Annotated in this window: 31 protein-coding genes and 1 pseudogene; 20 read left to right on the forward strand and 12 right to left on the reverse strand. The window is 43.1% G+C overall.

What is annotated here, in order from left to right:
- Window positions 1–102 precede the first annotated feature (102 nt).
- Window positions 103–1473 (reverse strand): amino acid permease, encoded by a 1371-nt coding sequence (locus MHB78_RS03605; protein ID WP_046132383.1) that lies wholly within the window; start codon window positions 1471–1473, stop codon window positions 103–105.
- Between the two features lie 215 nt (window positions 1474–1688).
- Here MHB78_RS03605 and MHB78_RS03610 point away from each other — a divergent pair, with 215 nt between their 5' ends.
- The 3 genes from MHB78_RS03610 (at window position 1689) to MHB78_RS03620 (ending at window position 3555) form a co-directional block, all read left to right on the forward strand.
- Window positions 1689–2129 (forward strand): glycosyltransferase family 2 protein, encoded by a 441-nt coding sequence (locus tag MHB78_RS03610; protein ID WP_052948556.1) that lies wholly within the window; start codon window positions 1689–1691, stop codon window positions 2127–2129.
- Window positions 2130–2265: 136 nt separating this feature from the next.
- A complete protein-coding gene (locus tag MHB78_RS03615; protein WP_152654494.1) occupies window positions 2266–2709 on the forward strand; it encodes a hypothetical protein in 444 nt (147 codons plus the stop codon).
- Between the two features lie 213 nt (window positions 2710–2922).
- On the forward strand, window positions 2923–3555 hold the full coding sequence (locus MHB78_RS03620) for a DUF2306 domain-containing protein (RefSeq protein WP_046132381.1): 633 nt from the start codon (window positions 2923–2925) through the stop codon (window positions 3553–3555).
- 191 nt (window positions 3556–3746) lie between these two features.
- On the opposite strand, the gene MHB78_RS03625 is transcribed toward MHB78_RS03620, so the two are convergent.
- A complete protein-coding gene (locus MHB78_RS03625) occupies window positions 3747–4532 on the reverse strand; it encodes a cyclase family protein (protein ID WP_046132380.1) in 786 nt (261 codons plus the stop codon).
- A gap of 211 nt (window positions 4533–4743) precedes the next feature.
- Here MHB78_RS03625 and MHB78_RS03630 point away from each other — a divergent pair, with 211 nt between their 5' ends.
- The 3 genes from MHB78_RS03630 (at window position 4744) to MHB78_RS03640 (ending at window position 6572) form a co-directional block, all read left to right on the forward strand.
- Window positions 4744–5109: a putative zinc-binding protein gene (locus MHB78_RS03630; RefSeq protein WP_046132379.1), complete on the forward strand. Its 366-nt coding sequence runs from the start codon at window positions 4744–4746 to the stop codon at window positions 5107–5109.
- Between the two features lie 132 nt (window positions 5110–5241).
- Entirely contained in the window at window positions 5242–5832 is a 591-nt protein-coding gene (locus MHB78_RS03635; RefSeq protein ID WP_046132378.1) for a TetR family transcriptional regulator, read from the forward strand.
- A 14-nt stretch (window positions 5833–5846) separates the two neighbouring features.
- Complete coding sequence (locus tag MHB78_RS03640; RefSeq protein WP_046132384.1) at window positions 5847–6572, forward strand: glucose 1-dehydrogenase; 726 nt, start codon at window positions 5847–5849, stop codon at window positions 6570–6572.
- Window positions 6573–6582: 10 nt separating this feature from the next.
- Here MHB78_RS03640 and MHB78_RS03645 read toward each other — a convergent pair.
- From MHB78_RS03645 to MHB78_RS03665, 5 genes and pseudogenes are all read right to left on the reverse strand, one after another.
- Window positions 6583–8138 (reverse strand): IS3 family transposase gene (locus tag MHB78_RS03645; RefSeq protein WP_231947364.1). Its coding sequence is split into 2 segments (ribosomal slippage): window positions 6583–7481 and window positions 7481–8138, totalling 1557 coding nucleotides; the frame shifts between segments, so codons are not numbered across the junction.
- Window positions 8139–8226: 88 nt separating this feature from the next.
- On the reverse strand, window positions 8227–8865 hold the full coding sequence (locus MHB78_RS03650; RefSeq protein ID WP_046132319.1) for a nitroreductase family protein: 639 nt from the start codon (window positions 8863–8865) through the stop codon (window positions 8227–8229).
- 15 nt (window positions 8866–8880) lie between these two features.
- Window positions 8881–9374 (reverse strand): annotated as a pseudogene (locus MHB78_RS03655) (MarR family transcriptional regulator).
- A 94-nt stretch (window positions 9375–9468) separates the two neighbouring features.
- Window positions 9469–10296: an alpha/beta hydrolase gene (locus tag MHB78_RS03660; protein ID WP_046132320.1), complete on the reverse strand. Its 828-nt coding sequence runs from the start codon at window positions 10294–10296 to the stop codon at window positions 9469–9471.
- A gap of 135 nt (window positions 10297–10431) precedes the next feature.
- Entirely contained in the window at window positions 10432–10695 is a 264-nt protein-coding gene (locus tag MHB78_RS03665) for a CD3324 family protein (protein WP_046132321.1), read from the reverse strand.
- A 302-nt stretch (window positions 10696–10997) separates the two neighbouring features.
- Here MHB78_RS03665 and MHB78_RS03670 point away from each other — a divergent pair, with 302 nt between their 5' ends.
- From MHB78_RS03670 to MHB78_RS03680, 3 genes are all read left to right on the forward strand, one after another.
- Complete coding sequence (locus tag MHB78_RS03670; protein ID WP_046132322.1) at window positions 10998–11495, forward strand: RNA polymerase sigma factor; 498 nt, start codon at window positions 10998–11000, stop codon at window positions 11493–11495.
- Window positions 11495–12355, forward strand: a complete 861-nt coding sequence (locus tag MHB78_RS03675) for an RsiV family protein (protein WP_046132323.1) — start codon at window positions 11495–11497, stop codon at window positions 12353–12355. Before MHB78_RS03670 ends, MHB78_RS03675 begins: the two co-directional genes overlap by 1 nt.
- 94 nt (window positions 12356–12449) lie before the next feature.
- Window positions 12450–14297 carry an acyltransferase family protein gene (locus tag MHB78_RS03680; protein ID WP_046132324.1) on the forward strand — a complete coding sequence of 616 codons (1848 nt, stop codon included), beginning with the start codon at window positions 12450–12452 and terminating at the stop codon, window positions 14295–14297.
- Between the two features lie 25 nt (window positions 14298–14322).
- Here MHB78_RS03680 and MHB78_RS03685 read toward each other — a convergent pair whose 3' ends face one another.
- From MHB78_RS03685 to MHB78_RS03700, 4 genes are all read right to left on the reverse strand, one after another.
- On the reverse strand, window positions 14323–14772 hold the full coding sequence (locus tag MHB78_RS03685; RefSeq protein WP_046132325.1) for an NUDIX hydrolase: 450 nt from the start codon (window positions 14770–14772) through the stop codon (window positions 14323–14325).
- A 354-nt stretch (window positions 14773–15126) separates the two neighbouring features.
- Window positions 15127–16269 carry a tyrosine-type recombinase/integrase gene (locus MHB78_RS03690; protein WP_301207869.1) on the reverse strand — a complete coding sequence of 381 codons (1143 nt, stop codon included), beginning with the start codon at window positions 16267–16269 and terminating at the stop codon, window positions 15127–15129.
- A 16-nt stretch (window positions 16270–16285) separates the two neighbouring features.
- Window positions 16286–16738 carry an ImmA/IrrE family metallo-endopeptidase gene (locus MHB78_RS03695; RefSeq protein ID WP_301207870.1) on the reverse strand — a complete coding sequence of 151 codons (453 nt, stop codon included), beginning with the start codon at window positions 16736–16738 and terminating at the stop codon, window positions 16286–16288.
- Window positions 16739–16741: 3 nt separating this feature from the next.
- Window positions 16742–17074, reverse strand: coding sequence for a helix-turn-helix transcriptional regulator (locus MHB78_RS03700; RefSeq protein ID WP_301207871.1), 333 nt, complete (start codon window positions 17072–17074; stop codon window positions 16742–16744).
- Between the two features lie 177 nt (window positions 17075–17251).
- Between MHB78_RS03700 and MHB78_RS03705 the strand changes: the two genes are divergently transcribed.
- The 5 genes from MHB78_RS03705 to MHB78_RS03725 are packed head-to-tail and all read left to right on the forward strand — an operon-like array spanning window position 17252 to window position 19064.
- Window positions 17252–17494, forward strand: coding sequence for a helix-turn-helix transcriptional regulator (locus MHB78_RS03705; protein ID WP_017473906.1), 243 nt, complete (start codon window positions 17252–17254; stop codon window positions 17492–17494).
- An 11-nt stretch (window positions 17495–17505) separates the two neighbouring features.
- Entirely contained in the window at window positions 17506–17826 is a 321-nt protein-coding gene (locus tag MHB78_RS03710) for a DUF771 domain-containing protein (protein WP_017473907.1), read from the forward strand.
- Between the two features lie 17 nt (window positions 17827–17843).
- Window positions 17844–18548 carry a Rha family transcriptional regulator gene (locus tag MHB78_RS03715; protein ID WP_301207872.1) on the forward strand — a complete coding sequence of 235 codons (705 nt, stop codon included), beginning with the start codon at window positions 17844–17846 and terminating at the stop codon, window positions 18546–18548.
- Window positions 18549–18565: 17 nt separating this feature from the next.
- Window positions 18566–18832, forward strand: coding sequence for a hypothetical protein (locus MHB78_RS03720; RefSeq protein ID WP_145653541.1), 267 nt, complete (start codon window positions 18566–18568; stop codon window positions 18830–18832).
- The gene (locus MHB78_RS03725; RefSeq protein ID WP_301207873.1) at window positions 18819–19064 is read left to right on the forward strand and encodes a hypothetical protein; all 246 of its coding nucleotides are present in this window, start codon (window positions 18819–18821) and stop codon (window positions 19062–19064) included. Before MHB78_RS03720 ends, MHB78_RS03725 begins: the two co-directional genes overlap by 14 nt.
- A gap of 128 nt (window positions 19065–19192) precedes the next feature.
- Here MHB78_RS03725 and MHB78_RS03730 read toward each other — a convergent pair whose 3' ends face one another.
- A complete protein-coding gene (locus MHB78_RS03730; RefSeq protein WP_268372340.1) occupies window positions 19193–19822 on the reverse strand; it encodes a hypothetical protein in 630 nt (209 codons plus the stop codon).
- A gap of 58 nt (window positions 19823–19880) precedes the next feature.
- On the opposite strand from MHB78_RS03730, the gene MHB78_RS03735 reads away from it, so the two are divergent.
- The 6 genes from MHB78_RS03735 to MHB78_RS03760 all read left to right on the forward strand — a co-directional run bounded on the left by MHB78_RS03735 (window position 19881) and on the right by MHB78_RS03760 (window position 22904).
- On the forward strand, window positions 19881–20111 hold the full coding sequence (locus tag MHB78_RS03735; RefSeq protein ID WP_301207874.1) for a hypothetical protein: 231 nt from the start codon (window positions 19881–19883) through the stop codon (window positions 20109–20111).
- Window positions 20104–20961 carry a conserved phage C-terminal domain-containing protein gene (locus tag MHB78_RS03740; RefSeq protein WP_046129147.1) on the forward strand — a complete coding sequence of 286 codons (858 nt, stop codon included), beginning with the start codon at window positions 20104–20106 and terminating at the stop codon, window positions 20959–20961. Before MHB78_RS03735 ends, MHB78_RS03740 begins: the two co-directional genes overlap by 8 nt.
- Window positions 20945–21778, forward strand: coding sequence for an ATP-binding protein (locus MHB78_RS03745; RefSeq protein ID WP_046129263.1), 834 nt, complete (start codon window positions 20945–20947; stop codon window positions 21776–21778). Before MHB78_RS03740 ends, MHB78_RS03745 begins: the two co-directional genes overlap by 17 nt.
- Window positions 21779–21791: 13 nt before the next feature.
- The gene (locus MHB78_RS03750) at window positions 21792–21950 is read left to right on the forward strand and encodes a hypothetical protein (protein ID WP_340033540.1); all 159 of its coding nucleotides are present in this window, start codon (window positions 21792–21794) and stop codon (window positions 21948–21950) included.
- Window positions 21951–22101: 151 nt separating this feature from the next.
- The gene (locus MHB78_RS03755; RefSeq protein ID WP_046129148.1) at window positions 22102–22650 is read left to right on the forward strand and encodes a hypothetical protein; all 549 of its coding nucleotides are present in this window, start codon (window positions 22102–22104) and stop codon (window positions 22648–22650) included.
- Between the two features lie 104 nt (window positions 22651–22754).
- Window positions 22755–22904, forward strand: coding sequence for a BH0509 family protein (locus tag MHB78_RS03760; RefSeq protein ID WP_128748284.1), 150 nt, complete (start codon window positions 22755–22757; stop codon window positions 22902–22904).
- Window position 22905 lies beyond the last annotated feature (1 nt).

Below are 22905 nucleotides of genomic sequence, written 5' to 3' on the forward strand. Positions count from 1 at the left end.
TTTAGGGGAGCATATCAATCATGCAGGATTTTTTCTTGTATAAAGCCATCGCGTAAAAAAAGCCTGCAGCGGTTTTCTGCAGGCTTAAAAAATGCGTTCTTCCTATTGTTCCTTCGGCTTCTTCAACTTATAAATCACAACCAGTAAAATAAACCAAACCGGCGTGACAAACAGAGCAACACGGGTATCTTCCGCAAGTGCGAGCACGACGAGAATGAACGTCAGAAAAGCAAGAACAAGGTAGTTGGAAAACGGATAAAGCGGCATCTTGAATTTGTTTGCTTTCGCCAAGTCGGGCCTTGTTTTTCGGTATTTTAAATGGCAGATGACGGTGATTCCCCAAATAAAGATGAAGCATATCGTCGAAATGCTTGTAATGAGCGTAAATACTTCTTCCGGCATGATATAGTTCATCGTCACGCCGATAAGAATCACGACGGCGGAAAAGAATAATGCATTGCTGGGGACTTTACGGGAGGTAAGCTTTGTCATTGATCCAGGTGCATTATGTTCTTTTGCCAGCGAGTATACCATCCGGCTCGTGCTGAATATGGCGCTGTTGCTTGCCGATGCTGCCGATGTGAGCACGACAAAGTTGATAATCGTAGCAGCTGCTACGATCCCGACCGCAGCGAATACCTGCACGAACGGGCTTTTGTCAGGATCGATTACATTCCACGGGTAGATGCACATGATCACAAGCAAAGACCCGATGTAGAAAAGCAGGATCCTGACGGGAATATTGTTGATCGCTTTCGGAATTACGTTTTCCGGATCTTTTGTTTCGCCTGCAGTAAGTCCGACGAGTTCAATGCCGACAAACGCAAAAACAACCATTTGGAACGAGAGAAGAAAACCGTGCAAGCCGTTAGGGAACATGCCGCCCCGGCTCCAAAGATTCGCGAAGCTGGCTGTGCCTGAATGCGTGGAAAAGCCTGTGATGATCATAAAGAGGCCGATGGCGATCAGCGCAAGGATCGCGATGACTTTGATTAATGCGAACCAAAATTCCAATTCTCCAAACAGTTTAACGGTTGCCAAATTCATAATCAGCAAAATCACAAGGGCGATGAAACCCGGCAGCCACTGAGGCGCCTCGGGAAACCAGTACTGGGTATAGAGCCCGACCGCCGTCAGATCGGCCATTGCGAGCGAAATCCAGCAAAACCAGTAGGTCCATCCGGTAATAAAGGCCGCCGTATCGCCTAAATAGTCTCTCACAAAATCTACAAACGAGTGATACCCCAGATTGCTGAGGAGCAGTTCACCCAGTGAGCGCATAATAAAAAAGCAAATGATTCCAGTAATCAAGTAGGCGAATAAAATCGACGGCCCGGCAAAATGGATCGACTTTCCCGAACCGAGAAACAATCCCGTCCCGATGGCGCCGCCGATCGCCATCAACTGTATGTGTCTGTTTTTTAAACCTCTCGACAATTTTTGTTCATTGTCATTTGTTATATCGTCTGTCAATGATTTGTTCCTCCAATATAAACTCCCGCAAGTTTTATCTTCTATTATAACACTAAAATTTGTAGGAATTAATGGCGTTTTTTTGTCCGAAGAGAGCGGGACAGGGTATGAAAATGTTCTCATCTTCCTTCTTATGTGAAAACGATCTTTTTATTGAAATTATACTAATGATTGGTATAATTTTCTTGAAAAATCATTCCAAAGGGGGTGAGCAAATGGAACCATCCGTCAGTATTATCATTCCCGTCTACAATGCCGAAAAATATGTATCCGCGTGTTTAGACAGTGTTTTAGCGCAAACTTTGCCGCATTTTGAAGCGATTGTGGTTGATGACGGCTCGCGCGACTCGAGCAGAGAGATCATCAAACAATACGCAGCAAGAGATGACAGAATCGTTCCGGTTTTTCAGGACAATGCAGGCCCAAGCACGGCCAGAAACTGTGCGCTAAAAATGGCTAAAGGCGAGTTTGTCGCTTTCCTTGATTCAGATGACTGGGTTGAGCCAGATGCTTATAAGGAAATGTACAATGCGGCAATTGACAATAACGCCGATATCGTATTCACTTCCTTGATGTGGGAACGATGGAGCGGGCGGGAAGCGTATCCAGCATTATTCTGCCCCACCAAACCGGCCGCTGACGAAAGAAACGATTAAAGACGTCATTTTAACCGATTTTTTATACAACGGCGCATACGGACAAGTCTGTAAATTATTCAGGAAGTCTTTGTTAGAAGAGAACGGCATCACGTTTCCCGAGGGAAAGTCTCTCGGCGAAGATTGGCTGTTTAATATGGAAGCTTTTACGTATTGCACTTCGGCTTTTTATATTGATCAACCGTACTACCACTACAGAAAATCTAATAATACGAGTTTAATGAGGAGATATAACCCTGAATTATTCGATTCATATATCAATCACAATACACTGGAAAAATATTCGAAACGCTGGGGACTTTATAATGAAAAGGTGGCCGTAGACTTAGCAAGGAGAAAATGCTTTATTGCCGTAAATGGATGCATTCAAAATGAATTTAAACCGGACTGTAAAAAATCGGTGCGGGAAAAATGGCAATTGATTTCTAACATCGTAAACCATCCCGATGTTCAAAGCGCTGCACAGCTTTCATTACAGCACGAACATCATTTGCAGAAAAAAATCTACTTGAAGATGCTCAAACCAAAAGCAGTGCTCGGACTTTTTTTAATGGGAAAGATTTTGTCGCTTAGATCTTGATATCACATTAAATTGGGGAGACCAAACATACATGCTTTCCGCCGTTTCATCGATCAGCTCCCCTGTCATATCAAACCGCCTGCATTGATCTCTCATCTTTCGGCCTCATCCGTGTTTGCATCGTGCCGCAATTGGTGTATCCTAAAAAAAGGGTTCCAACAGCATAAGGAGGTACACAAGCTGAATAAAAAAAGGGTAACAATATTTTCAGCCATGCTGGCACTGATCGCGATATATATTCTGTACACCTTGTTTGAGAATTTGATTGCGGATCCAGGGGCAACGTCGTTTCTAAGCCATAAAACAGAGCCGCGCGATTCGTTTCATCTTCCGGTTTGGCTGAAGGTCATGTATGTCCACGTAGTTGCGGCTTGTTTGGCGATGCTGTCTGGAGCGGTTAATTTCTTCGGAAGAGCGAAACGCCGCAGGTTCCACCGCTTTAATGGATACATCTATGCCGTGTGCGTGTTTGTCGTGACGCTGTCGTCAGGCTATATGGCGCCGGACTCTACCGGAGGGAGGATCGTCAGCATCGCTTTTAACACGGTGAATATGTATTGGCCGCTGGCTGTGTTTATCTCGATCCTTCAAGCAAGGCGAAAGCAGTTTGATAAGCACCGGAACTGGATGATCCGCAGCTATTTATTCTGTTTTACGAATTTGTTTATTCATATGATTACCTTTGGATTCAACAGAGGATTAGGCTTGACATATGAAACCAGCTATACGGTTGGGGTGTACGGTTCGATTGCACTCAATGTCCTGATAGCTGAATGCATCATTCGGATTATATGCAGGAAGGCCCCGGCAATCCGGTCTCATCAAAGCAATGCCAAGGGCTTCTAGGCACCTGGCATTGCCGTGATGACACGTTACGTGGCTCACCCAAATGGGGTGACGCCGTCGGGATTTTTGATCGTTAAGGGCTTGTTAAAATTTTCTTTTTGGTGAAAGAACGCTTTGTATCGTTTAGGCTAAATCAAAAAACGCCGCCTCCATTTCCTCGAAATGAAGATCTGTCAAACGTCCTTTTTACATTATTCCTCAGAGTTAAAAATCGCAACAGGACGCGCCCAGCCCGCTGAGCCTTTTTCAACTTTAACCGGAAAAGCCATCACATAAAAACCGGCGGAAGGCAGCTGGTCAAGGTTGGCAAGCTTTTCGATTTGGCAGTACGGAATCTTGCTTCCGGCATAATGCCCTTCCCATATAATCGAAGGATCTTTTTCGTTTTCGTACCGTTTGGCAGTTATGCTAAACGGCGCATCCCAGCTCCAGGCGTCAGTCCCGACAAGCCGGACGCCGCGTTCTGTTAAATAGAGCGTTGCTTCGCGCCCCATTCCGCATCCGCTGCCTAAGTAATCCTTTTCCCCGTATGTTGCACCGGCTGATGTATTGACAAATACAATATCGCCGGGCGCTAACTTATGGTTGATCCGGTTAAGCTCTCGTTCGATTTCTTCTGCAGTGACGACATGCCCGTCTTCAAAATGTCTAAAATCCAGTTTAACGCCGGGGCCATGAAACCAATCAAGAGGAATTTCATCTATGGTAGGCATTTGTTTGCCGTCGTCCGTTACGGAGCGGTAATGATAAGGCGCATCGATATGAGTCCCTGCGTGGGTCGACATCTTCACATGTTCCACTGCCCAGCCTTCCTGTCCGGGAAGGTCTTGCAGGGAAAGTCCGGGAAAGCTTTGGATCATCTGCTGCGCCCCTTGTTTATGGTTTGCATACTCAATCTCAGGTATAAAGCCCGGGGGATCAGACGGAATATTGCCTTTTAAGGACACTGACAGATCAACGATTCGTTGTATTTTCATCAATTTTCTCCTTTTTTAGCAGATTAAAGAGGCATGATAGCCTTTTCATTTTCATTTTCATTCTAATAACGAATCACAGCTGGGACAACCTGCAGATTTACTAAAAGTGTCTCAGATTTATATAAACTAGGAAACGTGATATAGCTCACAGTTTATGAGATGCCATTCGTGTAAAGTGAATGATAGTTTTTGCCGGGGGAGGAGTTAACCGATGAAAAGAACCGATTTGCCTCTTGTTTATTCATGCTCGGGATGTTCTTCAGCCGCACAAACGGCCAACACGATTGCCATCAAAATGGATCGGGAAAACGTTGCCGAAATGTCATGCATTGCCGGTGTCGGCGGTGATGTGAAACCCCTTGTCAAAACGGCGACATCAGGGCGGGATATCATTGCCATTGATGGCTGCCCACTGTGCTGCTGCAAGAGCTGTTTGGCTAAACATGATGTTCAGCCGAAGCATCATTTTGTACTGTCAGACTTTGATGTACCAAAGAAAAAAGGCGTAGACCCCGATCCTGTCCTTACAATGAAAGCCTATGAACAGATTTTGCAGCTCACGAATGCTACATCTTAACGGCTCATTTTGAGAACGACTATTGAGATAGTCGTTTTTTTATAGAAGAAAAACAAATGACAAAAAATAAATTTTGTCATTTGATATTTGATCTGTTATGATATTTCAAAGGAGGTGTATCGAAGCGGCACAATGATGAAGAATTCTGAGGTGTTAACAAAAGAGCAAATACTTTCGGCTACGGAAGAAGCGGTCAGGCGGTTTGGCGTTGCAAAAACATCGATAACAGATGTGGCCAAAGCGTTGAATGTCAGCCACGGCACGATTTACCGCCATTTCAAAAGCAAAAAAGAGATTTTCGAAACAGCTACCGAAAAATGGCTCAATGAAAAGATCCATAAGCCGCTTACCGATCTGTTTCACGATCCTTCCCTCGGGGGAGCCGGGCATGTAAAAGCTTATATGAAAAAACTGTTTGAGCTTAAAATGCACTATGCCGCCGAGGATGAAGAATTGTTTGCGATGTACGCCAAAGTGACAAATGAATCTTCTGAGCTTGTCGACAAAAGCATTGAACAGATCGTGATGCAATTACGCAAGCTGATCACCGGCTGTGATGTCAAGTCAAGCGATCATACAGAAGCGGCAAAAGGCATTTTTTACGCAACAGAACGGTTCCATCACCCCGGTCATGCGAGTGAATGGAAAAGAGATACGATTAAACAGGAATTTGAAATCGTGTGGCGTCTTTTGGAAAACGGGTTTTTGAAATCAAACAGTTAGGCGGGGATGAATATATGGAAAATCTAAAAGGAAAAACAGCGATTGTAACCGGCGCTTCCCGGGGAATCGGGCGCGCCATTGCCGAACAGCTCGGCGGGCTGGGAGCTAAAGTCGCCGTCAATTATGCAAGCAGTCCGCAAAAGGCAAAAGATGTTGTGGATAGCATTCAGCAAAAGGGCGGTGAGGCTGTTGCCGTTCAGGCTGACCTCAGCACGGTCGCCGGTGTGGAGTCATTATTCAAAACGGCGATTGAGGCATTCGGCAAAGTGGATATCCTGATTAACAATGCGGGAGTGAGCATTTTCAAACCGATCCAGGATATCACGGAAGAGGACTTTGACCGGCAGTTCAATCTGAACGTAAAAGGCACGTTTTTTGCCTGCCGGCAGGCGATGACATACATGGAGGAAAAGGGCAGAATCATCAACTTTTCCACCTCTGTCGCTGGACAGATGTTTCCGGCATACAGCGTATACGCAGGAACAAAAGGGGCTGTTGAACAGTTCACCCGCCAGCTTGCGAAGGAATTCGCCGCAAAGCAGATTACGATCAATGCGGTTGCCCCTGGTCCGGTCAACACAGAGCTGTTTACCAAAGGAAAAACAGAGAAGCAAATCGAAGGACTGAAACAGTCGATTGCGCTCGGCCGCATCGGCGAACCGGAAGACATCGCAAATGTGATCGAATTTCTGGTCAGCGAAAAATTGATCTGCACCCTGTCAAGTAGACAGTGGAAATAACTAAAACACACTAGACGGCTTTAGCCCTGTATTCCACTGGGCTGAGGCCGTTTAGTTTTTCTTGTAGACGATCGTGGTTGTAAAAGTGGATATATTCATCAATTGCGCTTTGAAGTGCCTCAAATGTCTCGTACGAATTCCGTCTGTATTTCTCGCATTTTAATTTCCCCCAAAACGACTCAATGGGGCCGTTATCAATACAGCGGCCGACGCGGGACATACTCTGTGTCATATTTGCGTTTTCAATCATCCTTCTAAACTGGTGGGACGTGTATTGAAAACCTCTGTCGCTGTGAAGGAGAGGACGTGCGTTTGGGGCTGCCTCAAGCGCTTGGTTCAAGGTTTTAAACACAAGGGCGTTATTATTGGATTTCCCCAGCACATAAGACACGACCATTCCCTCATGAAGATCTAAAATGGCACTGAGGTACGCTTTCCGATGGCCGTATTTTAGCTCTGTCACATCAGTCACCCATTTTTGATTTGGTTTGTCCGCTTTAAACTCTCGATTCAGGATATTTTCGGACACATGTTGAGGCGTCGCTTTGCCGTAACGTTTTTTCTTCCGCCGAATGACACACTCCAGCTTGGCAATTTTCATCAGCCGATAGATGCGCTTATGATTGAGGCGCTCTTTAAAGCGGCGGTTCATGTTTAAGGTCATTCTGCGGTATCCGTAGATACCGCCAATTTGTTCGTGAAGTAGCGCCATTTTGGCGATAATCTTTTCATTCTGTTTTTCTCTCGCTGAAGGTACTCGGCTCCTCCATTTGTAATACCCCTGGCGCGAAACTTCGGCAATCTCACATAACATTTGGACAGAAAAGCCTTCTTTTCGATTCAGCTCTAAAATGGCGAGATATCGATCTTCGTACCGAACCTGACTTAGAACCGCCTCCTTTTGATCTCTTCCAACTTTTTTAAGAACGCATTCTCTGCGCGCAAACGCTCATTTTCCTGTTCCAGCCGTTTGTTTTCCCGTTGAATTTTTTCTTCAGGTGTCAATTCTTCTTCGGTTTTGCGTTTCCCTCGGTTGTCTTTTAAGGCCTCTTCTCCGCCTTCTTGATACTTTTTCACCCATTGATACACCTGTTGGTAGGAGACTTGATGAATCTCCATTGATCTGGCGTAGTCCTTTCCATGAGCTAGACAATCCTTCGCAATCTCAATCCGTTCTTCCAATGAAACGTTCTTCCGTTTGGTCATCAAACGATTCCTTCCTCTCCCGCTGTCTTTTAACGTTTTATGACCATTATAAAGCTCAACCCACTTCATGAGTACGGATTTACTGGAAATCTTATATTTTCTCGAGATTTCTCTTTGAGAGTAGCGTCCGGATAAGAAGTCTTTCACGGCATTGTATTTTAATTCTGCGGGATAGAACTTATGGCGCTTTGAACGTTCCAAACTCTCCACACCCGCCATATCATGCGATGTTCTCCATTCACGAATCGTTTCGGCATGAATGCCATATTTTTCTGCGATCTCCTTCACCGAATTATTGCCCTGATCACATTCTGATAGAATATTCAATTTTTCTTCTTTTGAAAACCATTTTCCAGCCATGAAAAAACTCCCCCAAGGCAAACAGATTTTTTTATTTCATCTGTCTACCTTTAGGGGAGCATATCAGAGTCTTGGGGTTTTTTTGCAATTATGTCCACTGTGCGATTGTTTCGACCGGGAGACGGTATGAAGCATATCCTTCGTCGGCAGCTTTTCCGATCGACAAAAGCATAACCGGAACATAGCGCTCTTTATCTAACCCGAAGGTTTCAGCAATTTTTTCTTTGTCATAGCCGCCGATCGGGTTTGTGTCATACCCGTGGGCGCGGGCAGTCAGCATAAGCTGCATGGAGACGAGGCCGGCGTCAATCAGGATGGTCTCCCGGTTTACCTGTGCCGGAAGCTGTTCAAAATGTGCCGTCAAGGCTTTCATTTGCCTGTCTTTTACTTCCTGCGGCATGTAGCCGAGCTCTACGGCTTTTGAATAAATGTCTTCCAAATAATCGGCATTGTTCATATCGGCAAATACAGCTATGACGGCAGACGAAGTGTTGACTTGCGTTTGATTGAATTTTGCAAGAGGCGCGAGCTTTTCTTTGCCTTCAGGGCTGTCGATAATCAGAAAGCGCCATGGCTGCGCGTTGACCGAGGACGGTGCTGTCGTTGCTTCCTCCAAAATGTCAGTCATCTCTTCCTTGCTGATTTTGACCGTCGGATCGTAGTTGCGAATCGAACGGCGGCCTTTCATAATCTTCATAAAATCGTTTGTTTTTAATTCGGTTCCCATGTAAAAAACACTCCTCTATGCTTGTATATTGTTTATGTTTGTTTGCAACCTCGCCAGTATGTCAATAAGCACACGGCGTTCTTCAGCGCTGACGCCGGCGAGCATTTCCTTCATAAAACGCTCTTTTTCTCTCTTGGAAGACTCGATTCGTTCCCGTCCCTGCTCGGTTAAACGGACGAGCGTGATACGGTTGTCCTCAGGCTTCCGTCTTCTTGACACCATTCCATTGGCTTCAAGCTGTTTGACGTGTCGTGTAACGGCCGCGCTGTCGATATTCACCTTTTTTTGAAGGTCGCTTTGACTGATTTCGTCTACATGATAGAGCAAAGCGAGCAATTCCAGACGGGATTGGCTGATGCCGGTGCAAGCTTCGAACTTCATGCCAATCCCTTTGTTTAAGCATTGCAGCTGATATAAAATCTCGCCTTCCTGTGAACAATATGACGGCAAAACCGATCCCTTCTTTCTTGTTCGCCAATTAATTGATGTATCAATGATTGATATGTCAATTAATATACAGGCCTTTTTTTCTTTTTGCAAATATCATGCTCGCCTTCCTGCATGAAAAAATACCAAGGTTGTTGAATCCTTGGTATGAGACAGCTAAATGGATCTGTTTTTATCATGTTTTCTAAAGACTTCATGCAGCTTCTCTGCAAATTCGCCGGGGTATAATGAGCAGCCGACGTGGTTCCCGGGAAAATCAACGACTTCTGTCTCTAAGCGATCAGCCAGTGCTTCGGCATAGCGGTACGGAAGAAATCCTTTTGAATCAATGTCTCCTGCAGGTACCACGATCGCCTGGGAACTCAGCTTGCTTATATCAGGTCTGTATTCCCTCAGAGCCGGCACCTCGGATAAGATAAAGTAATCGATGTTAGCCATCATCTGCTCCATCCGGGCTTCGTTTTGCTGCGGCTGAGCAGATGACGCGATGCCCATCGCTTCTGCGAACTCGGCTAAAGCCGGTAAACCGTTTGTTCGATAATGGCGCTCAAGCTTCTCAAGGCTCCTTATCCCCAAGGTGCGGTCGCCGCCTGACAAGAGCTCCGGGATCGGAGGTTCGTGTGCAGCGAGAATCCGGATTTGCTGAGGGTGACGGATCGCCAGGTCAAGGCCGATAACCGCCCCGGAACTGCACCCGAACACAAAGGCGGGTTCATCGGACAGACTTGCCAGCAGCCGGTGGGCGTCATCGCTGTGGGTTTCGATCTGATAATGTTCATGTTGATCATCGAGTATGCTCCGGGAATGCCCGCGGCGGTCGTAGGTAACGACGGTGTAGCGGTCTGACAGCAGGTCTTTCATAGGATACGAATCAGCATCACCGTTTCCGCCGTGAATCATCAGCAATATGGGACCCGACCCGCGCATCTCGTAATACAGGCTTGCACCGGGCACCTTCAATATGCCATTTTTGGCTACAGTCATTAAAAAACGCTCCTCTCTATACATCGCTGTCTTTACATTACAGCGTGCACGGGGAGATATAAATGCAGAAAACGGCTGAGAAACAAACTCGCCATATGAAAAAAACACTGACCGCGAGGCGATCAGTGCTTGATTTTATTTAGAGTACACAATCTTTTTCACCGTTTCGGCGGAAAGGTGATGGTCGTCGGCCAATTGATCAATCGTTCTGCCTTTTTTAAATGCACGTTTCATCAAAGCGTTCCGGTCATCGATCAGCTTTCTCGCCCCTGAACGCGTCCCCCATTGCTCGCGGGCGGATTCAGGTTTTGGAATGTAGATCGTTTCTCCTTGCACATACTTTTGAATTTCTGATATCAGCTTTTCCGGCAAAACAGCCGTTGCATTGAGATAAGCCATATTGATGAGCTCCTTATTTTTTTATCGCAAAATAAGGTGCAAAGCCTATCATCAGAAAAGCCAACTTTCAGGCGATTGATGAAAAAGTACGCCCCATGCAAAGTATCGCCTTTCCAATCACAGGCTTTGCATGAGTCGCTTGAGTAACCGGCATTCTGATCTCAGCCATAGTCGTCACCTCCTGGTTAGAGCGGCTTTCATCATCATACACAAAAAAGTTGGGCTAAGCGCAAACTATTTTTCACGCTTCAGCGTCTATACATACTGGAAAAGCTTAATGGAAAAAGGAGCTCTGTATTGCCATGGAGAAACAGACAGCCAAAGCGTCGCTTGTAGCGTTCATAACCGGCGGAAAAGAAGATTTTTACCGGTTGGCCTACAGTTATGTAAAAAATCAAGAAGACGCGTTAGACATCGTTCAGGAATCGATCCAAAAAGCGCTCGCTTCCGTCGGTTCTGTGCGAAATCCCGATACGATCAAAAGCTGGTTTTACAAAATTTTGGTCCGTACCGCGATCGATGTTTTGCGGAAGCAGAAAAAACTCAAAGTAATGGATGACCGGACACTGGAGTTTTTAAGCCGGGGAAAGGAAGATACCTATCAGGATACAGACCTTCGCGAAGCGCTTGAAGAATTGCCGTACCAATATAAAACGATCATCATTCTGCGGTTTTTTGAAGACATGAAAATCGAAGAGATCGCGGACATCACGGGGGACAACATCAATACCGTCAAAACACGGCTCTACAGAGGGCTGAAGCTCATGCGCATTCAGTTGACGAAGGAGGAGCTTTCGTAATGGATAAAAAACTGGAACAATTAAGAAAAGAGTATAAACAGGTGCCCATTCCAAAAGAGCTGGATGCGATTGTCGAAAAAGCCCTACAGCATCATCCGAAAAGGAAAAGAAGGATCGTAATGTGGCCCGTATCGATCGCTGCAGCTGCGGCTGTTTTCGTTTTTGCGGCCGTCAATATCAACCCCGAGGCGGCGAAAGCGATGTCGCGAATCCCCGTCATCGGCAAGGTCGTCAAAGCGATCACAATCACCGAGATCAAACAGGAAAAAGACGAATCGAGCATTGATGTGAAAACCCCGGCTTTGTCAGGGCTTTCCAACCGTGAGCTGGAGGAGAACATCAACAAAAAATATGTGAAAGAAAGCCAACAGCTGTATCGGGAATTTATGGAGACAACATCGAAGCACAAAAAAGGGCACATCAGCATTTACAGCGATTTTAAGACTGTAACGGATACGCCGGAATTGATCTCAATCCGCCGCGAAACCGAAAAAACGCAGGCATCCGCTTACACTGAGCGGCGCTATGTGACCATCGACAAGAAAAACGGCGTTCTGCTTACGCTGAAGAGCTTATTTAAGGATAAACGCTATATCGGCGTCATCAGCAAAAATATAAAAAAGCAAATGAAGGAGCAAATGAAGGAAAATCCTGATAAAATATATTGGGTCGGGGATGAGGAGATAGAACCATTTCAACAGATTCATGCCGACCAAAACTTTTATATCACCGAAGACCATAAACTGATGATTTCGTTCGATGAATATGAAGTTGCGCCCGGTTATATGGGGATTGCGGAGTTTGAAATTCCGACCGGCGCGATTTCAAATCTGCTTGTCGGAACCCGATACATCCGTTAGCAGGCACTTCTTTTGTCACGGATTTTTGCCCTTCCGTCTGTACTATTATCGAAATCAACCGAAGAAGGGGAGCACGCATTATTGGAGGAATACCATGTTAGATAAGGCACATCATCATCGCTACATACCGGGATTAGACGGACTTCGCGCTTTTGCCGTTCTCGCGGTCATCGCTTACCACCTTGACTTTGATTGGGCCGACGGAGGCTTCATCGGGGTCGATATCTTTTTCGTATTGTCCGGCTATTTAATCACATCGATCGTATTGCCGGCGTATGGAAATGACATGACATTGAATTTCCGCAGCTTTTGGATCCGGAGGATGCGGCGGATCGTACCGGCGGCCTCGTTCATGATTGTCGCGACCGTCATCTGGGTCGTATTGTTCAAACCTGACATGCTGCATACAGTGCGGGGAGATGCGGTCTTCTCTTTATTGTATGTCAGCAATTGGTGGTTTATTTTTCATGATCTATCTTATTTCGACAGCTTCGGCTCTCCGTCGCCGTTAAAAAACCTTTGGTCTTTGGCGATAGAAGAACAATTTTATATCATCTGGCCGATCATTTTGCTTGCCGGAATGTACATATGCAAAAAACGAACGAGGCTGGCGTCGGCGATTCTCGTACTCGTGCTGTTCTCGGCCGTTTTGATGAGCGTGCTGTATGTCCCCGGCGGAGATCCGAGCCGCGTCTACTACGGAACGGATACACGCTCTTTTGAGCTGCTGCTCGGCTGCGCGTTAGCACTTGTATGGCCGATGAAAAGGCTCTCTTCAAACAGGCTGCCGAGCCGTTTGAAGCATGCGATGCACGGAACAGAGCTGGCCGCTTTTGTCATATTGATTCTCTGCATCCATTTCGTTGATGAATACGCTCCGTTCCTTTATCATGGCGGCATGCTCCTGATCAGCATCATCGCTGCGGTACTGATCGCATGCGTCAGCCATCCGAGCAGCTTTTTGGGGCATTTGCTTTCATGGAAACCGCTCAGGTGGGTTGGAACGAGATCATACGGCATTTATCTTTGGCATTATCCTGTCATCGTGCTGAGCACGCCCGTTCAGGAAATTGGAAATCCGGTTTATTGGCATGCCGCCGTTAAGGTCGCTGCAACGCTGATTCTCGCCGAGCTTTCCTATCGTTTCCTTGAGCAGCCGATACGGAAGGACGGCTTTACGCCATTTGTCCGCCGCGTTTTTTTGAACAGGATTGTGGAATGGAAAACGTCGTCCACCATCAGCAGAATGACGACGGGATTGCTTTTTGCCGCCCTCATCATTTTTGCGGGCGGGCTGTCCGGAATAGCCGGCGCACCGAAACAGCAGCAGTCGACGCCTGCCCAGTCCCATCAGCAGGCAAGCGCATCCTTTGACAAAGAGGGAAAACAGGCGGCAGCTGCAAAAGAAGAACCGGGGAAACAAACAAAATCCAAGGAAGAAAAGAAGGGGAATTTGCATCAGAAAACGATGGCAGGCATTAGAGAGAAGGAAGTGCTGGCCATCGGCGACTCCGTTATGCTTGACATTGCCCCAAACCTCCGCCGCACATTTTCTCATGTTACGATAGACGGAAAGGTCGGAAGGCAGGTATCAGAAGCGCTTCAATTGACGCCGCAATATGCATCGTTTAATCAGCCGGACAAAGCCGTCATTATCGAGCTGGGGACAAACGGCTATTTTACGGACGGCCAAATGGATGCGCTGCTTGACGCTTTCTCAAAAGCCCGCATTTATCTTGTGAACACGCGTGTGCCGCGGCAATGGGAGAAAAAAGTGAACGAATCGCTGCGCGAGCAGGCGCATAACCGCCGAAATGTGACACTCCTTGACTGGCACAGCGAAGCTCTCGAGCATCCCGAATATTTTGCCTCAGACGGCGTACACCTCGTGCCGAAAGGAGCGGAGGCTTTGACGGCGCTTATCGTTGAGGCGATGAAATAATGCTTTATACATAAGAAGAAGCTTTTTATTTCTTGAATTTCGTGATGAACCTGATCAAAAACGGCGTTTTTAAAGTTCCTTTTACTAGTTTGTTATGATGTTTTATAAAATTATTTATTTGTTTTCTTCTATGGGGAACCATTAACAAAGGCAATCTGTCTTTGCGAAACCATCCGATTTTTGCTGTTTCAGGCCCCTGGTTAATGGGTTCCCCGCCCTGTAATTTTCCTGAATAGATATACTGCACGTCTCGATATTGGGGTTGATCGTACTCTCCTATTTTGCACGTAATAGAAACGCGGCAGCCTGTTTCTTCTTCCATTTCCCTTATGGCACATGTCTCCGGCTGTTCATGCTTTTCCATTCTGCCTCCCGGCAAATCCCAGACAGGGTAATCTTTTCTTTTTACGAGAAGTATTTTTCCTTCGCCATTTTCAACAATCGTGAAGCAACCTATCGTATTTACTGCATTCAAGTTTAGATAACTCCTTCCTCCATGTCATTTCAATGATAGATAAACTGGCCGGTTCTGACCGGTTTTATTTTATCCCGCCAGGTCATGAGCAATCCACTTCCACGATCGAAAAAATATGTTACAATATACAAATGTTTTGCGAGCCCATTCAGCCTATTTCATGATTCAATCATATATTTTACTAGCTTTAAAGAAAGGTTTGATACTATGCTTCGGTATCCTTTGGTGTTTTTTAGAGTCGATAAGACTTTTCAAAACGATCATAAATGTTGATACACCAACGTTTGTTGGTATTTTGGATTTTTTAAGAACTGGATAGAAAAAGGTATGATTTGAAATAGTTTTTCACATTTTTTACACAAGCACTCCCTCGATTTCCTCAGTATTTTCAACTCCCTCACCTGCCATTTCCTCAAAGATATTAACTGTTTCACTTTCATCTTGTTCCCTCAGCTCTTTAATTAAGTGAGCATATACTTTTGATGTTGTTTCTATATCAGCATGTCCTAAACGTTCACTAATATAGTGAATAGACACCTTTCGATAAAGTAGTACACTTGCATGTGTGTGTCTTAATCCATGTACAGTAATAATGGGGTCGATTTTTAAATCAGTTAATACTTTTTTAAGTAGATTATTTACATTTGTATTGCTGATGATTTTATATTTTGATGAGGGACTGTAAAAAACAAGTCCATGAATATTGCTTGGCATTTTTTCGAACAAACGGCGAAAAACCGTCATAGTACCCTTATTAATTTTTATTACTCTTTTTGATTGTTCATTCTTAGTTGGTCCGAATCCTTCGGGATGTCTTTTCGCATAGCCCCAAGTCTTATTGACGGTAATTGTGTTGTTAAAAAAATTAAAATCTTTTCTTGTGAGACCGACCAACTCACCGAAGCGAAGCCCTGAGGTTAGTCCTAACAACAAAAGGTAGTAGCCTAGTCCACGGTCTAACCTTTTATATAGTTCACGGGTTAGTTTTTTTGAATCTAAATAATTCAAATATTTTTCTTCATCTCTTTTTGCTTGTACAGTCCATGTCTTTACAGCTTTTCGGGTAAAGTTAATTTTTATAATACCTTCTTCTACAGCATCCTCAACACAGGCTTTAATGTGTGAATGTAACTTTTCAACAGATACTTTTGATTTTGTTGATCCATAATTATTTAAAAATTCTTGATAATCATGACGCTGTATTTTCTGTATTGGCTTACTCCCGAAAAATTCCCTGATTTCTTGTAGGGTATAGCCATAATGTGATAGCGTGGAATCACTCACCTTTTGTTTGTAAAGATTTACCCATTTTTCAAAGTATTCATCAAATGGAATCTCTTTTACAACAACGGGAACATTTTTGCTTAATTTTGCCTCAACCTCAGCGGCTGCTATCATCGCTTCTTTTTTTGTTTTAAATCCGCCTTTACGGATTGGTTTCGGTTTTGCACTCACACAATATTGCCATGTCTTTCCTCTCTTTTGGAAACTTGCCATTAATTCCTCTCTCCTCTTATCCAACACGAAGGGGGTCAAAAAATAAGCGGTGTCCATTAACGAAGGTGTAAATTCCATACTTCTCTTTATAACGATCAAGAGCATTTTGAAGAAAATCCTCTGTAACCCCAAGATATTCAGCGAGTTCAAAACGGTTTGTTATTCCTTGTTTTTGTGCTTGTACTATTTTATTTAAGGGAACAAGCCGTTCATAAGCCCATTCTCGAGCCTTCACCTCTTGCTTTCTTTTCCACATGTCTTTTTGATCCAATATATCTCCGAAGGAGGTATAGTGGTGTCCTAGTTCTTCAGCCAAGATACAGCTTTTTTCAGCTATACTTTTTATCCTTTTGTTAATCCATATCACATTTTCTGCATAGAGGCCCTTAATCCCCCCTTTTATTTCTATATCTCTTTCCTGTACTAAAATGTTTTCTTTAGTGCATTGATTTAGAAGAGCCTCGTACATTAATCACTTCTCCTTTTTTCTAATTGATCTTACATAGGCTTTAAATGTTTCTATTGTCTGAAGTTCTTCTTCTGTCCAGTCTTCGCCATCATGGTGAGCAGCAATTGTGAGAGGCTCATCTTTAAGGCCGATTAAATAATCAAGAGAGACCTTAAAGTAATCTGCGATTATTCGTACAACCTCCATTTTAGGATCTGTTTGTCCATTTTCGTATCTAGAAATCATACTTTTGCTAACTTTAGTATCATACCTTTTATTTAATTCTGATATAAGATCACCTATGCTTAAATCTTTATCTTCTCTCAACTTTTTCAACCTTTCACCAAAAGTGTTCATGTTTTCATCTTCTCCTATCCTTTATTCCTTTTACGGGAATATTTTATAATATATGTTCCTTAAAAGCAACAAAACGCTCAAAATAATTCCTGGAAAGGAACTTTTTTTGTTGACACAGGAATTAAAGTGTTTTATATTTGAGTTGTTCCTGTTAAGGAACGAACGGGGGTGAAGGAAATGAAAACAAGAAAGAGGCAACCGTATAATAAAATTAAAGCCTTCTTTGTAGAAAATAAAATAAAGCATAAAGATGTGGCTAATTTATTAGAAGTGAAGCCGAATACTATTAGCAAAAAGTTAAATGGTTTTGGTGGTGACTTTTCATTAGAAGATGCAAAAAAAATGCACTTTTATCTTGGCGTTCCTATCGCCTATTTTTTTGAACCTGGCGTTCCTGAAAAGGAACTAAAAGTTATTTAGGAGGTGACACTTTGCAACAACTCAATGTTAGCTTGAGCATTCCCGTTCCGGAAAATATGGTTCTTGTCCATAAAGTAGAACTGGAAGAATTAAAAGCAAATGAACTAAAGGGCGTTTACTGGAGCATGAAAGACTTGGAAGAGAAGACAGCAAAAAAGAGCGAATGGATAAAAGAGAATATCTTATATCCAAGTCGTTTCCGCAGGGTGCTTGATACTGAGAAAGGCGGGTTTGTTTTTTATCCAAAATCCAAAGGGCAAACATGGAGTTTTCAAGCCACGAAGATGGCTGACTTCTTAGAAAAACACTTTGCTGACATTTTCAACAAGTGAAATTGGAGGTTTCATCAATGGAAAATCAATTAGTCTTCATTAAAGAAAATACAGCTGTCACAGACAGTTTAACAATTGCTGAAATGTTTGGTAAACGACATGACCATGTTTTAAGGGATATTGAAAATCAAATGGTGTTAGCTGGTGAAGAATTTTCAGCCCCCAATTTTGGGGAGTCAACTTACACCAACGAAAGAGGTCGCACTTATCCCAAATACGACCTTACCGAAGAAGCATTTACGTTGGTCGTGTTCGGTTACAACACAAAAGAAGCTGTTCAAACCAAAATTAAATTCATTCAAGAATTTAAGCGGATGAAGGAATACATCCAGAAACAGCAGCAACCAAAAGCGATGAACGCAAAAGAAAGCATCATTGCCAATATGAAACTAACCATCCAGCTCAACGAAGATGTTGGCGAAATGAAAGAAGACATAAAGCAACTTCGACATGATCTCGATAAAAAGTTAACACTTGATTACTCTCAGCAACAAGCCATGAGAAACGCAGTCAACAAACGTGTGCATAAGCTCTGGAATGAAAATAAGGTCGACAAAACTTTCTATGAAACGACCAGAAGAGTTTATGCAGCATTATGGAAAAACCTAAAAGATGCGTACAGAGTAAATGCCTATCCGAACATTCTGCAAAAAGACTTTGAAGAAGCGATGAGCTTCATTGAAGGATGGAGACCGATTTTTAATGGAAGTCAATCAGCGTAGAAGGAGAGAGAAAATCAATGGATAAGCATCAAATGTATTCTGTTGCACTTTCAGGAGCAATTTTTGAAGTCTTTAATGAAGAATCAGAGCACTTTATAGAAGAGTTAACGGACGTGGATTTGACCGAGTTTTTCACGGCGGCCAACACAGCTTTACTGATGATTTTTAACGAATTAACCGGCGAAAAGAAGAACGCAATTGAATTTACGCATGTTCTTAACGGACTAGCTGTGCAGAAAGCGATTAAAAACGTAAAGGAGAGAAAAGAAAATGAAGCCTTATAGATTGGAAATGCAAAAAGTAAAAATCAAATCAGTTGAATATGAAGAAGCTTTGGAGAATACAGCAAAAGACCTCATTAAACAACTCAAATCATTTTGTCAGACATATGGAGACTTACTACATTGTTTAGATCAATTTAGATATAAGCCAAAGACCGAACAAGTAATTGCCGAGTATGCTAAAAAACTTGTTAAACAAGAGATCAATAGCATCCCATTAGAAAGGAGCTTGTGAAATGAACAAACAAAATAAGTCAACCCCTGCGGCAACAGAGGTTGAAAATCAAGTTTGTATAAAACTGATCATAAAAGATACACGACTAAAAGATATTGATGAGTACATTAAAGAGTTAACATCTGATTTTATTGAAAATTTTGGTTTCGAGCCTTCAGAACTTTTTCTGGCAGCGGAAGGCAACTCTCTAAGTATCCGAATGTATCTAAATTGAATTTGAAAATCTTCTTAGTGGTTTTGATTCTTAAGATATTTCGCTTTGCTTTCACATCTGCTTTATTATTTGTTCGAAACAAAATATAACCTCGTACTGAGGAGTGAGCAGGAATATCAATAATTGGATTTAAAAGTTTGTTCTCTAAATCGTACACTGTCATTTTAGAAGTTGCTGATACGAATTGCATACCGTTTTCTTCTTTTATACCTGTATCAGTCGTTATTTTATATTGTTTACCTGTTCTACTGTAAGAATTAAAAATTAATTTGTCGTTCAAAGTAAATTCAACAATAGAGATTGGAGTCTCACTTTTATTGGCAATAACTACATCAAAAACTATTCGGTAATCATCTTGCCAATATACATCTGGAATATTTAAGTCTTCTCTATCGGGTTTAAATAGTTTTACAGAGCGAGGAAACATTTGTTCACATGTTAAATTCGGTCTCTTAGCTAAATAATTTAAGAAGGTAATAAAACATGTAACAGATGCTGTTAAACAAGTAGCAATAGATAGCCAAATAGTAATGTTAATGTCCATAATATTTCACCTCCTATTATCTTGATAGGGACATTATACCAAAAAAGGAGGAGCAATCATGTTTTTAGTTGGCCATGTATGGCTACATAACCAAATTCATGTCGTAATCAGTGAATCTGTCCATACGCATAATCAGGCTTTGAACGGGTTAATGCAGCAGGGCGGTTCCATCATTCAGAATGAATGCAAAAACAATGCTCTCGGCTCTGTGATCGTGAACGGGAAAAGATCAGTTTGGCCTTTGACCAAGTCGGAAGGGCGTGTAATTGGAGGTAAACAACATGGCTAAGTATCGTCACGTTCATACTGAGTTTTGGCAAGACCCAAAAGTTCTTGAAGAGATGACACCGGAAGATAGGTACTTTTATCTTTACCTACTTACAAACCCTAATACATCTCAAATAGGCATTTATTCAATTACAAAAAAACAAATGGCTTTTGATTTAGGGTATTCCATTGAATCAATTAACAGCCTTATGGAAAGATTTTTAAAACATCATAAACTGGTGGAATTTAATCCTACGACACGAGAAATTGCAATTATCAAATGGGGTAAATACAACCTGACAAAAGCGGGTAAACCGATGCTCGATTGCATTCAAAAGGAGCTGCGGCAAGTCAAGGACAGATCATTGATTCAATTGATTTATCCTCACATTCCAAATGAATCTATAAAACAACTATTCTTACGATACGTTAACGATACGTCGACGACAAGTGACCAAAAAGAAAAAGAAAAAGAAAAAGAAAAAGAAAATAATATATTGTCGGGCAAGCCCGACGACGCATCTCCTGAAAAAGATGAAATTCCTTACAAACTGATCATTGACCTTTTAAACAAAGTCGCTGGAACAAAGTACCGTCATACTACACCAAAAACCAAGACCTTAATAAAGGCGAGATGGAACGAAGGTTTTAGATTTGATGATTTCAAACATGTCATTCTAGTCAAATGCGAAGAATGGCGCGGTACTGATCTGGACAAGTATCTAAGGCCTGAAACGCTGTTCGGCACTAAATTTGAAAATTATCTTAATCAAAAGCCAAAAGGAGGTAGACCTCATGACAGAAACATTCACCAAAGACCGGGCGGAAAGAGTCAAGGCAGAGTTATCACGGAGGATGACATTCCATACTGATGAGAACGGAAAGCCTGTCTATTGCAACAAGCATACAAGGATCATCGGCGGTGAAGAAAAGCCTTACCCGGTCCAACTCATGAAACTCCGAGACGGTTCAATAAAATGTCCTATGTGCGAAAGAGAACAACGTAATAAGGAAATCGAGCATGAAGCCGAGATATGGCGCCGTCAGGTAGAACGACAGATTCTATCGACTTATTCCCTTATTGCCGATCCTACCCTTAAAAAAGCAACGTTCGAAACGTTCCGCAGCTACAACCAAGAGGACGAGCAGAATAAACGGAGGATGATGGAACTTGTCAGCCGAATCAAGGCAGGCGCTGTGATGAACATCTTTTTGACAGGAGAATCTAACGCCGGAAAAAGTCATCTTGCAATGGCCGCCCTTAAAGAACTGAACAAAAATGATTCCGAAGAGTACGCGAAGTCAGCCCTCTTTGTTAACAGTGATGCCCTCATGAGGCGAATTAAAAAATCATTTAAAGATGATTCCGAAAAGCTGACAGAAGCTTTTGCAATCGAGCTACTTACAAGGGTTGATTATCTCGTAATCGATGACCTGGGCGCCGAAGTAGGGGACACAGACAACGAAAACAGAGCCGCAAATGATTTTATTCATCGTGTATGGTATGGGGTTTCTACTGGACGTCAAGGAAAAGTGACAATCATCACGACGAACCTTTCAGGCGTAGCGTTAACAAAACTATATGACAAAAAGACTGTTAGCCGATTGACAGCACACCTTGAGGCTATCAAATTTTTAGAAAAACAAACGGAGAAAAAGGGGCGGACGGCTCCGGCTCTAACCTTTTAGGAGGTGAAAACAAGTGAAGGACACCAACTTAAAACCGATCATGCCGGGTGTCTGGGGGCATGTGGAAACCAATAAAACACCCGAGGAACTCAAACAAGGATTAAAGGAACTAGAAACGAAGCTCGAAAACTTTCTGGCCTATTGGTCAAATGTACGGAGGGATAACGCATGAAACATGGTAAGAGACCAACGCGCGCGCAAAAGCAAATCATCAAAAAGAACGGTTTAAACCCTGAGAACTGGCTTATATCAAAGAATCTACAGCATGAGCAAAGATTGATCATCGTTCATCGTCACACCGGGACCGTGCGGGAGTGTTGGGCATGAAAATGGCTGCCCACGCTGATCGTTTAGAAATTGCACTTGATAACTTGAATTATGAATGGTCATATGTCCAGCTTTGTAAAGTGATAGATTACTGGTACGACGGCAAGTCATTGTATGACGCTGCCGATCTTCTGAAAAGAAACCCGGACGAGCTTTTAATTCTGATTGTGGACCTTGCAAAAAGAACCATTCTGCCGCACCGGAGAAACGGAATAGGGCCGAATGAGAGAATATGTATTTTCCCATCGAGAATGAAAGCCAAAAAGAATGGGTTGCGGCAGCTTTTCGATGACAGCCCTGTGTATATCCCGTTCTTAGACAATAATTTCATTTGGTATAACAGTGACATTCTTAAATTCAGAGCTTTGTGGAATAACGGCCAGTCTATTATCAAAATGGCAAAAGTCTTTAAGAGAGAGATTGAAGAAGTTTTATTCCTTGTGATCGATCAGGGGAACAAGGAAATGATTCGGCCGCGAAATGGGGGACTTTTAGGTGCGGAAGCGTCAGAAAACGAAAAAAGGCAGTTCAGGCTTATCGTTTGATAAAGCATCTTTACAGCAGCTTTTAGTCATTATCAGGTTTGAATCTTGTCCCAAGCATTTAAAAAATGCTGCTATGAAAAATCTTTTAAAGAGGTGAAATCTTCATGACGGAACAAGAGCGTTTGGAAAAAATCGAATGGATCAATTTGATCGAAAGGTACGGCAAGGAGTCGCTTAAACAGAAGAGCGATGAGGAAATTGAAAAGCTTTATAACCTGGCAATGCTCCGGCAAACAGACGATGTGTTTGCATAAA

Source organism: Bacillus sp. FSL K6-0138 (assembly GCF_037982765.1).
Lineage (GTDB): Bacteria > Bacillota > Bacilli > Bacillales > Bacillaceae > Bacillus > Bacillus glycinifermentans.

What these genes read in the sequence shown, in the direction of transcription:
- MHB78_RS03610 (WP_052948556.1), top strand. Translation starts at nt 1,689, where the DNA reads ATGGAACCATCCGTCAGTATTATCATTCCCGTCTACAATGCCGAAAAA.
- MHB78_RS03615 (WP_152654494.1), top strand. Translation starts at nt 2,266, where the DNA reads ATGGAAGCTTTTACGTATTGCACTTCGGCTTTTTATATTGATCAACCG.
- MHB78_RS03620 (WP_046132381.1), top strand. Translation starts at nt 2,923, where the DNA reads ATGCTGGCACTGATCGCGATATATATTCTGTACACCTTGTTTGAGAAT.
- MHB78_RS03625 (WP_046132380.1), bottom strand. Translation starts at nt 4,532, where the DNA reads ATGAAAATACAACGAATCGTTGATCTGTCAGTGTCCTTAAAAGGCAAT.
- MHB78_RS03630 (WP_046132379.1), top strand. Translation starts at nt 4,744, where the DNA reads ATGAAAAGAACCGATTTGCCTCTTGTTTATTCATGCTCGGGATGTTCT.
- MHB78_RS03635 (WP_046132378.1), top strand. Translation starts at nt 5,242, where the DNA reads ATGATGAAGAATTCTGAGGTGTTAACAAAAGAGCAAATACTTTCGGCT.
- MHB78_RS03640 (WP_046132384.1), top strand. Translation starts at nt 5,847, where the DNA reads ATGGAAAATCTAAAAGGAAAAACAGCGATTGTAACCGGCGCTTCCCGG.
- MHB78_RS03650 (WP_046132319.1), bottom strand. Translation starts at nt 8,865, where the DNA reads ATGGGAACCGAATTAAAAACAAACGATTTTATGAAGATTATGAAAGGC.
- MHB78_RS03660 (WP_046132320.1), bottom strand. Translation starts at nt 10,296, where the DNA reads ATGACTGTAGCCAAAAATGGCATATTGAAGGTGCCCGGTGCAAGCCTG.
- MHB78_RS03665 (WP_046132321.1), bottom strand. Translation starts at nt 10,695, where the DNA reads ATGGCTTATCTCAATGCAACGGCTGTTTTGCCGGAAAAGCTGATATCA.
- MHB78_RS03670 (WP_046132322.1), top strand. Translation starts at nt 10,998, where the DNA reads ATGGAGAAACAGACAGCCAAAGCGTCGCTTGTAGCGTTCATAACCGGC.
- MHB78_RS03675 (WP_046132323.1), top strand. Translation starts at nt 11,495, where the DNA reads ATGGATAAAAAACTGGAACAATTAAGAAAAGAGTATAAACAGGTGCCC.
- MHB78_RS03680 (WP_046132324.1), top strand. Translation starts at nt 12,450, where the DNA reads ATGTTAGATAAGGCACATCATCATCGCTACATACCGGGATTAGACGGA.
- MHB78_RS03690 (WP_301207869.1), bottom strand. Translation starts at nt 16,269, where the DNA reads ATGGCAAGTTTCCAAAAGAGAGGAAAGACATGGCAATATTGTGTGAGT.
- MHB78_RS03695 (WP_301207870.1), bottom strand. Translation starts at nt 16,738, where the DNA reads ATGTACGAGGCTCTTCTAAATCAATGCACTAAAGAAAACATTTTAGTA.
- MHB78_RS03700 (WP_301207871.1), bottom strand. Translation starts at nt 17,074, where the DNA reads ATGAACACTTTTGGTGAAAGGTTGAAAAAGTTGAGAGAAGATAAAGAT.
- MHB78_RS03705 (WP_017473906.1), top strand. Translation starts at nt 17,252, where the DNA reads ATGAAAACAAGAAAGAGGCAACCGTATAATAAAATTAAAGCCTTCTTT.
- MHB78_RS03715 (WP_301207872.1), top strand. Translation starts at nt 17,844, where the DNA reads ATGGAAAATCAATTAGTCTTCATTAAAGAAAATACAGCTGTCACAGAC.
- MHB78_RS03720 (WP_145653541.1), top strand. Translation starts at nt 18,566, where the DNA reads ATGGATAAGCATCAAATGTATTCTGTTGCACTTTCAGGAGCAATTTTT.
- MHB78_RS03725 (WP_301207873.1), top strand. Translation starts at nt 18,819, where the DNA reads ATGAAGCCTTATAGATTGGAAATGCAAAAAGTAAAAATCAAATCAGTT.
- MHB78_RS03730 (WP_268372340.1), bottom strand. Translation starts at nt 19,822, where the DNA reads ATGGACATTAACATTACTATTTGGCTATCTATTGCTACTTGTTTAACA.
- MHB78_RS03735 (WP_301207874.1), top strand. Translation starts at nt 19,881, where the DNA reads ATGTTTTTAGTTGGCCATGTATGGCTACATAACCAAATTCATGTCGTA.
- MHB78_RS03740 (WP_046129147.1), top strand. Translation starts at nt 20,104, where the DNA reads ATGGCTAAGTATCGTCACGTTCATACTGAGTTTTGGCAAGACCCAAAA.
- MHB78_RS03745 (WP_046129263.1), top strand. Translation starts at nt 20,945, where the DNA reads ATGACATTCCATACTGATGAGAACGGAAAGCCTGTCTATTGCAACAAG.
- MHB78_RS03755 (WP_046129148.1), top strand. Translation starts at nt 22,102, where the DNA reads ATGAAAATGGCTGCCCACGCTGATCGTTTAGAAATTGCACTTGATAAC.
- MHB78_RS03760 (WP_128748284.1), top strand. Translation starts at nt 22,755, where the DNA reads ATGACGGAACAAGAGCGTTTGGAAAAAATCGAATGGATCAATTTGATC.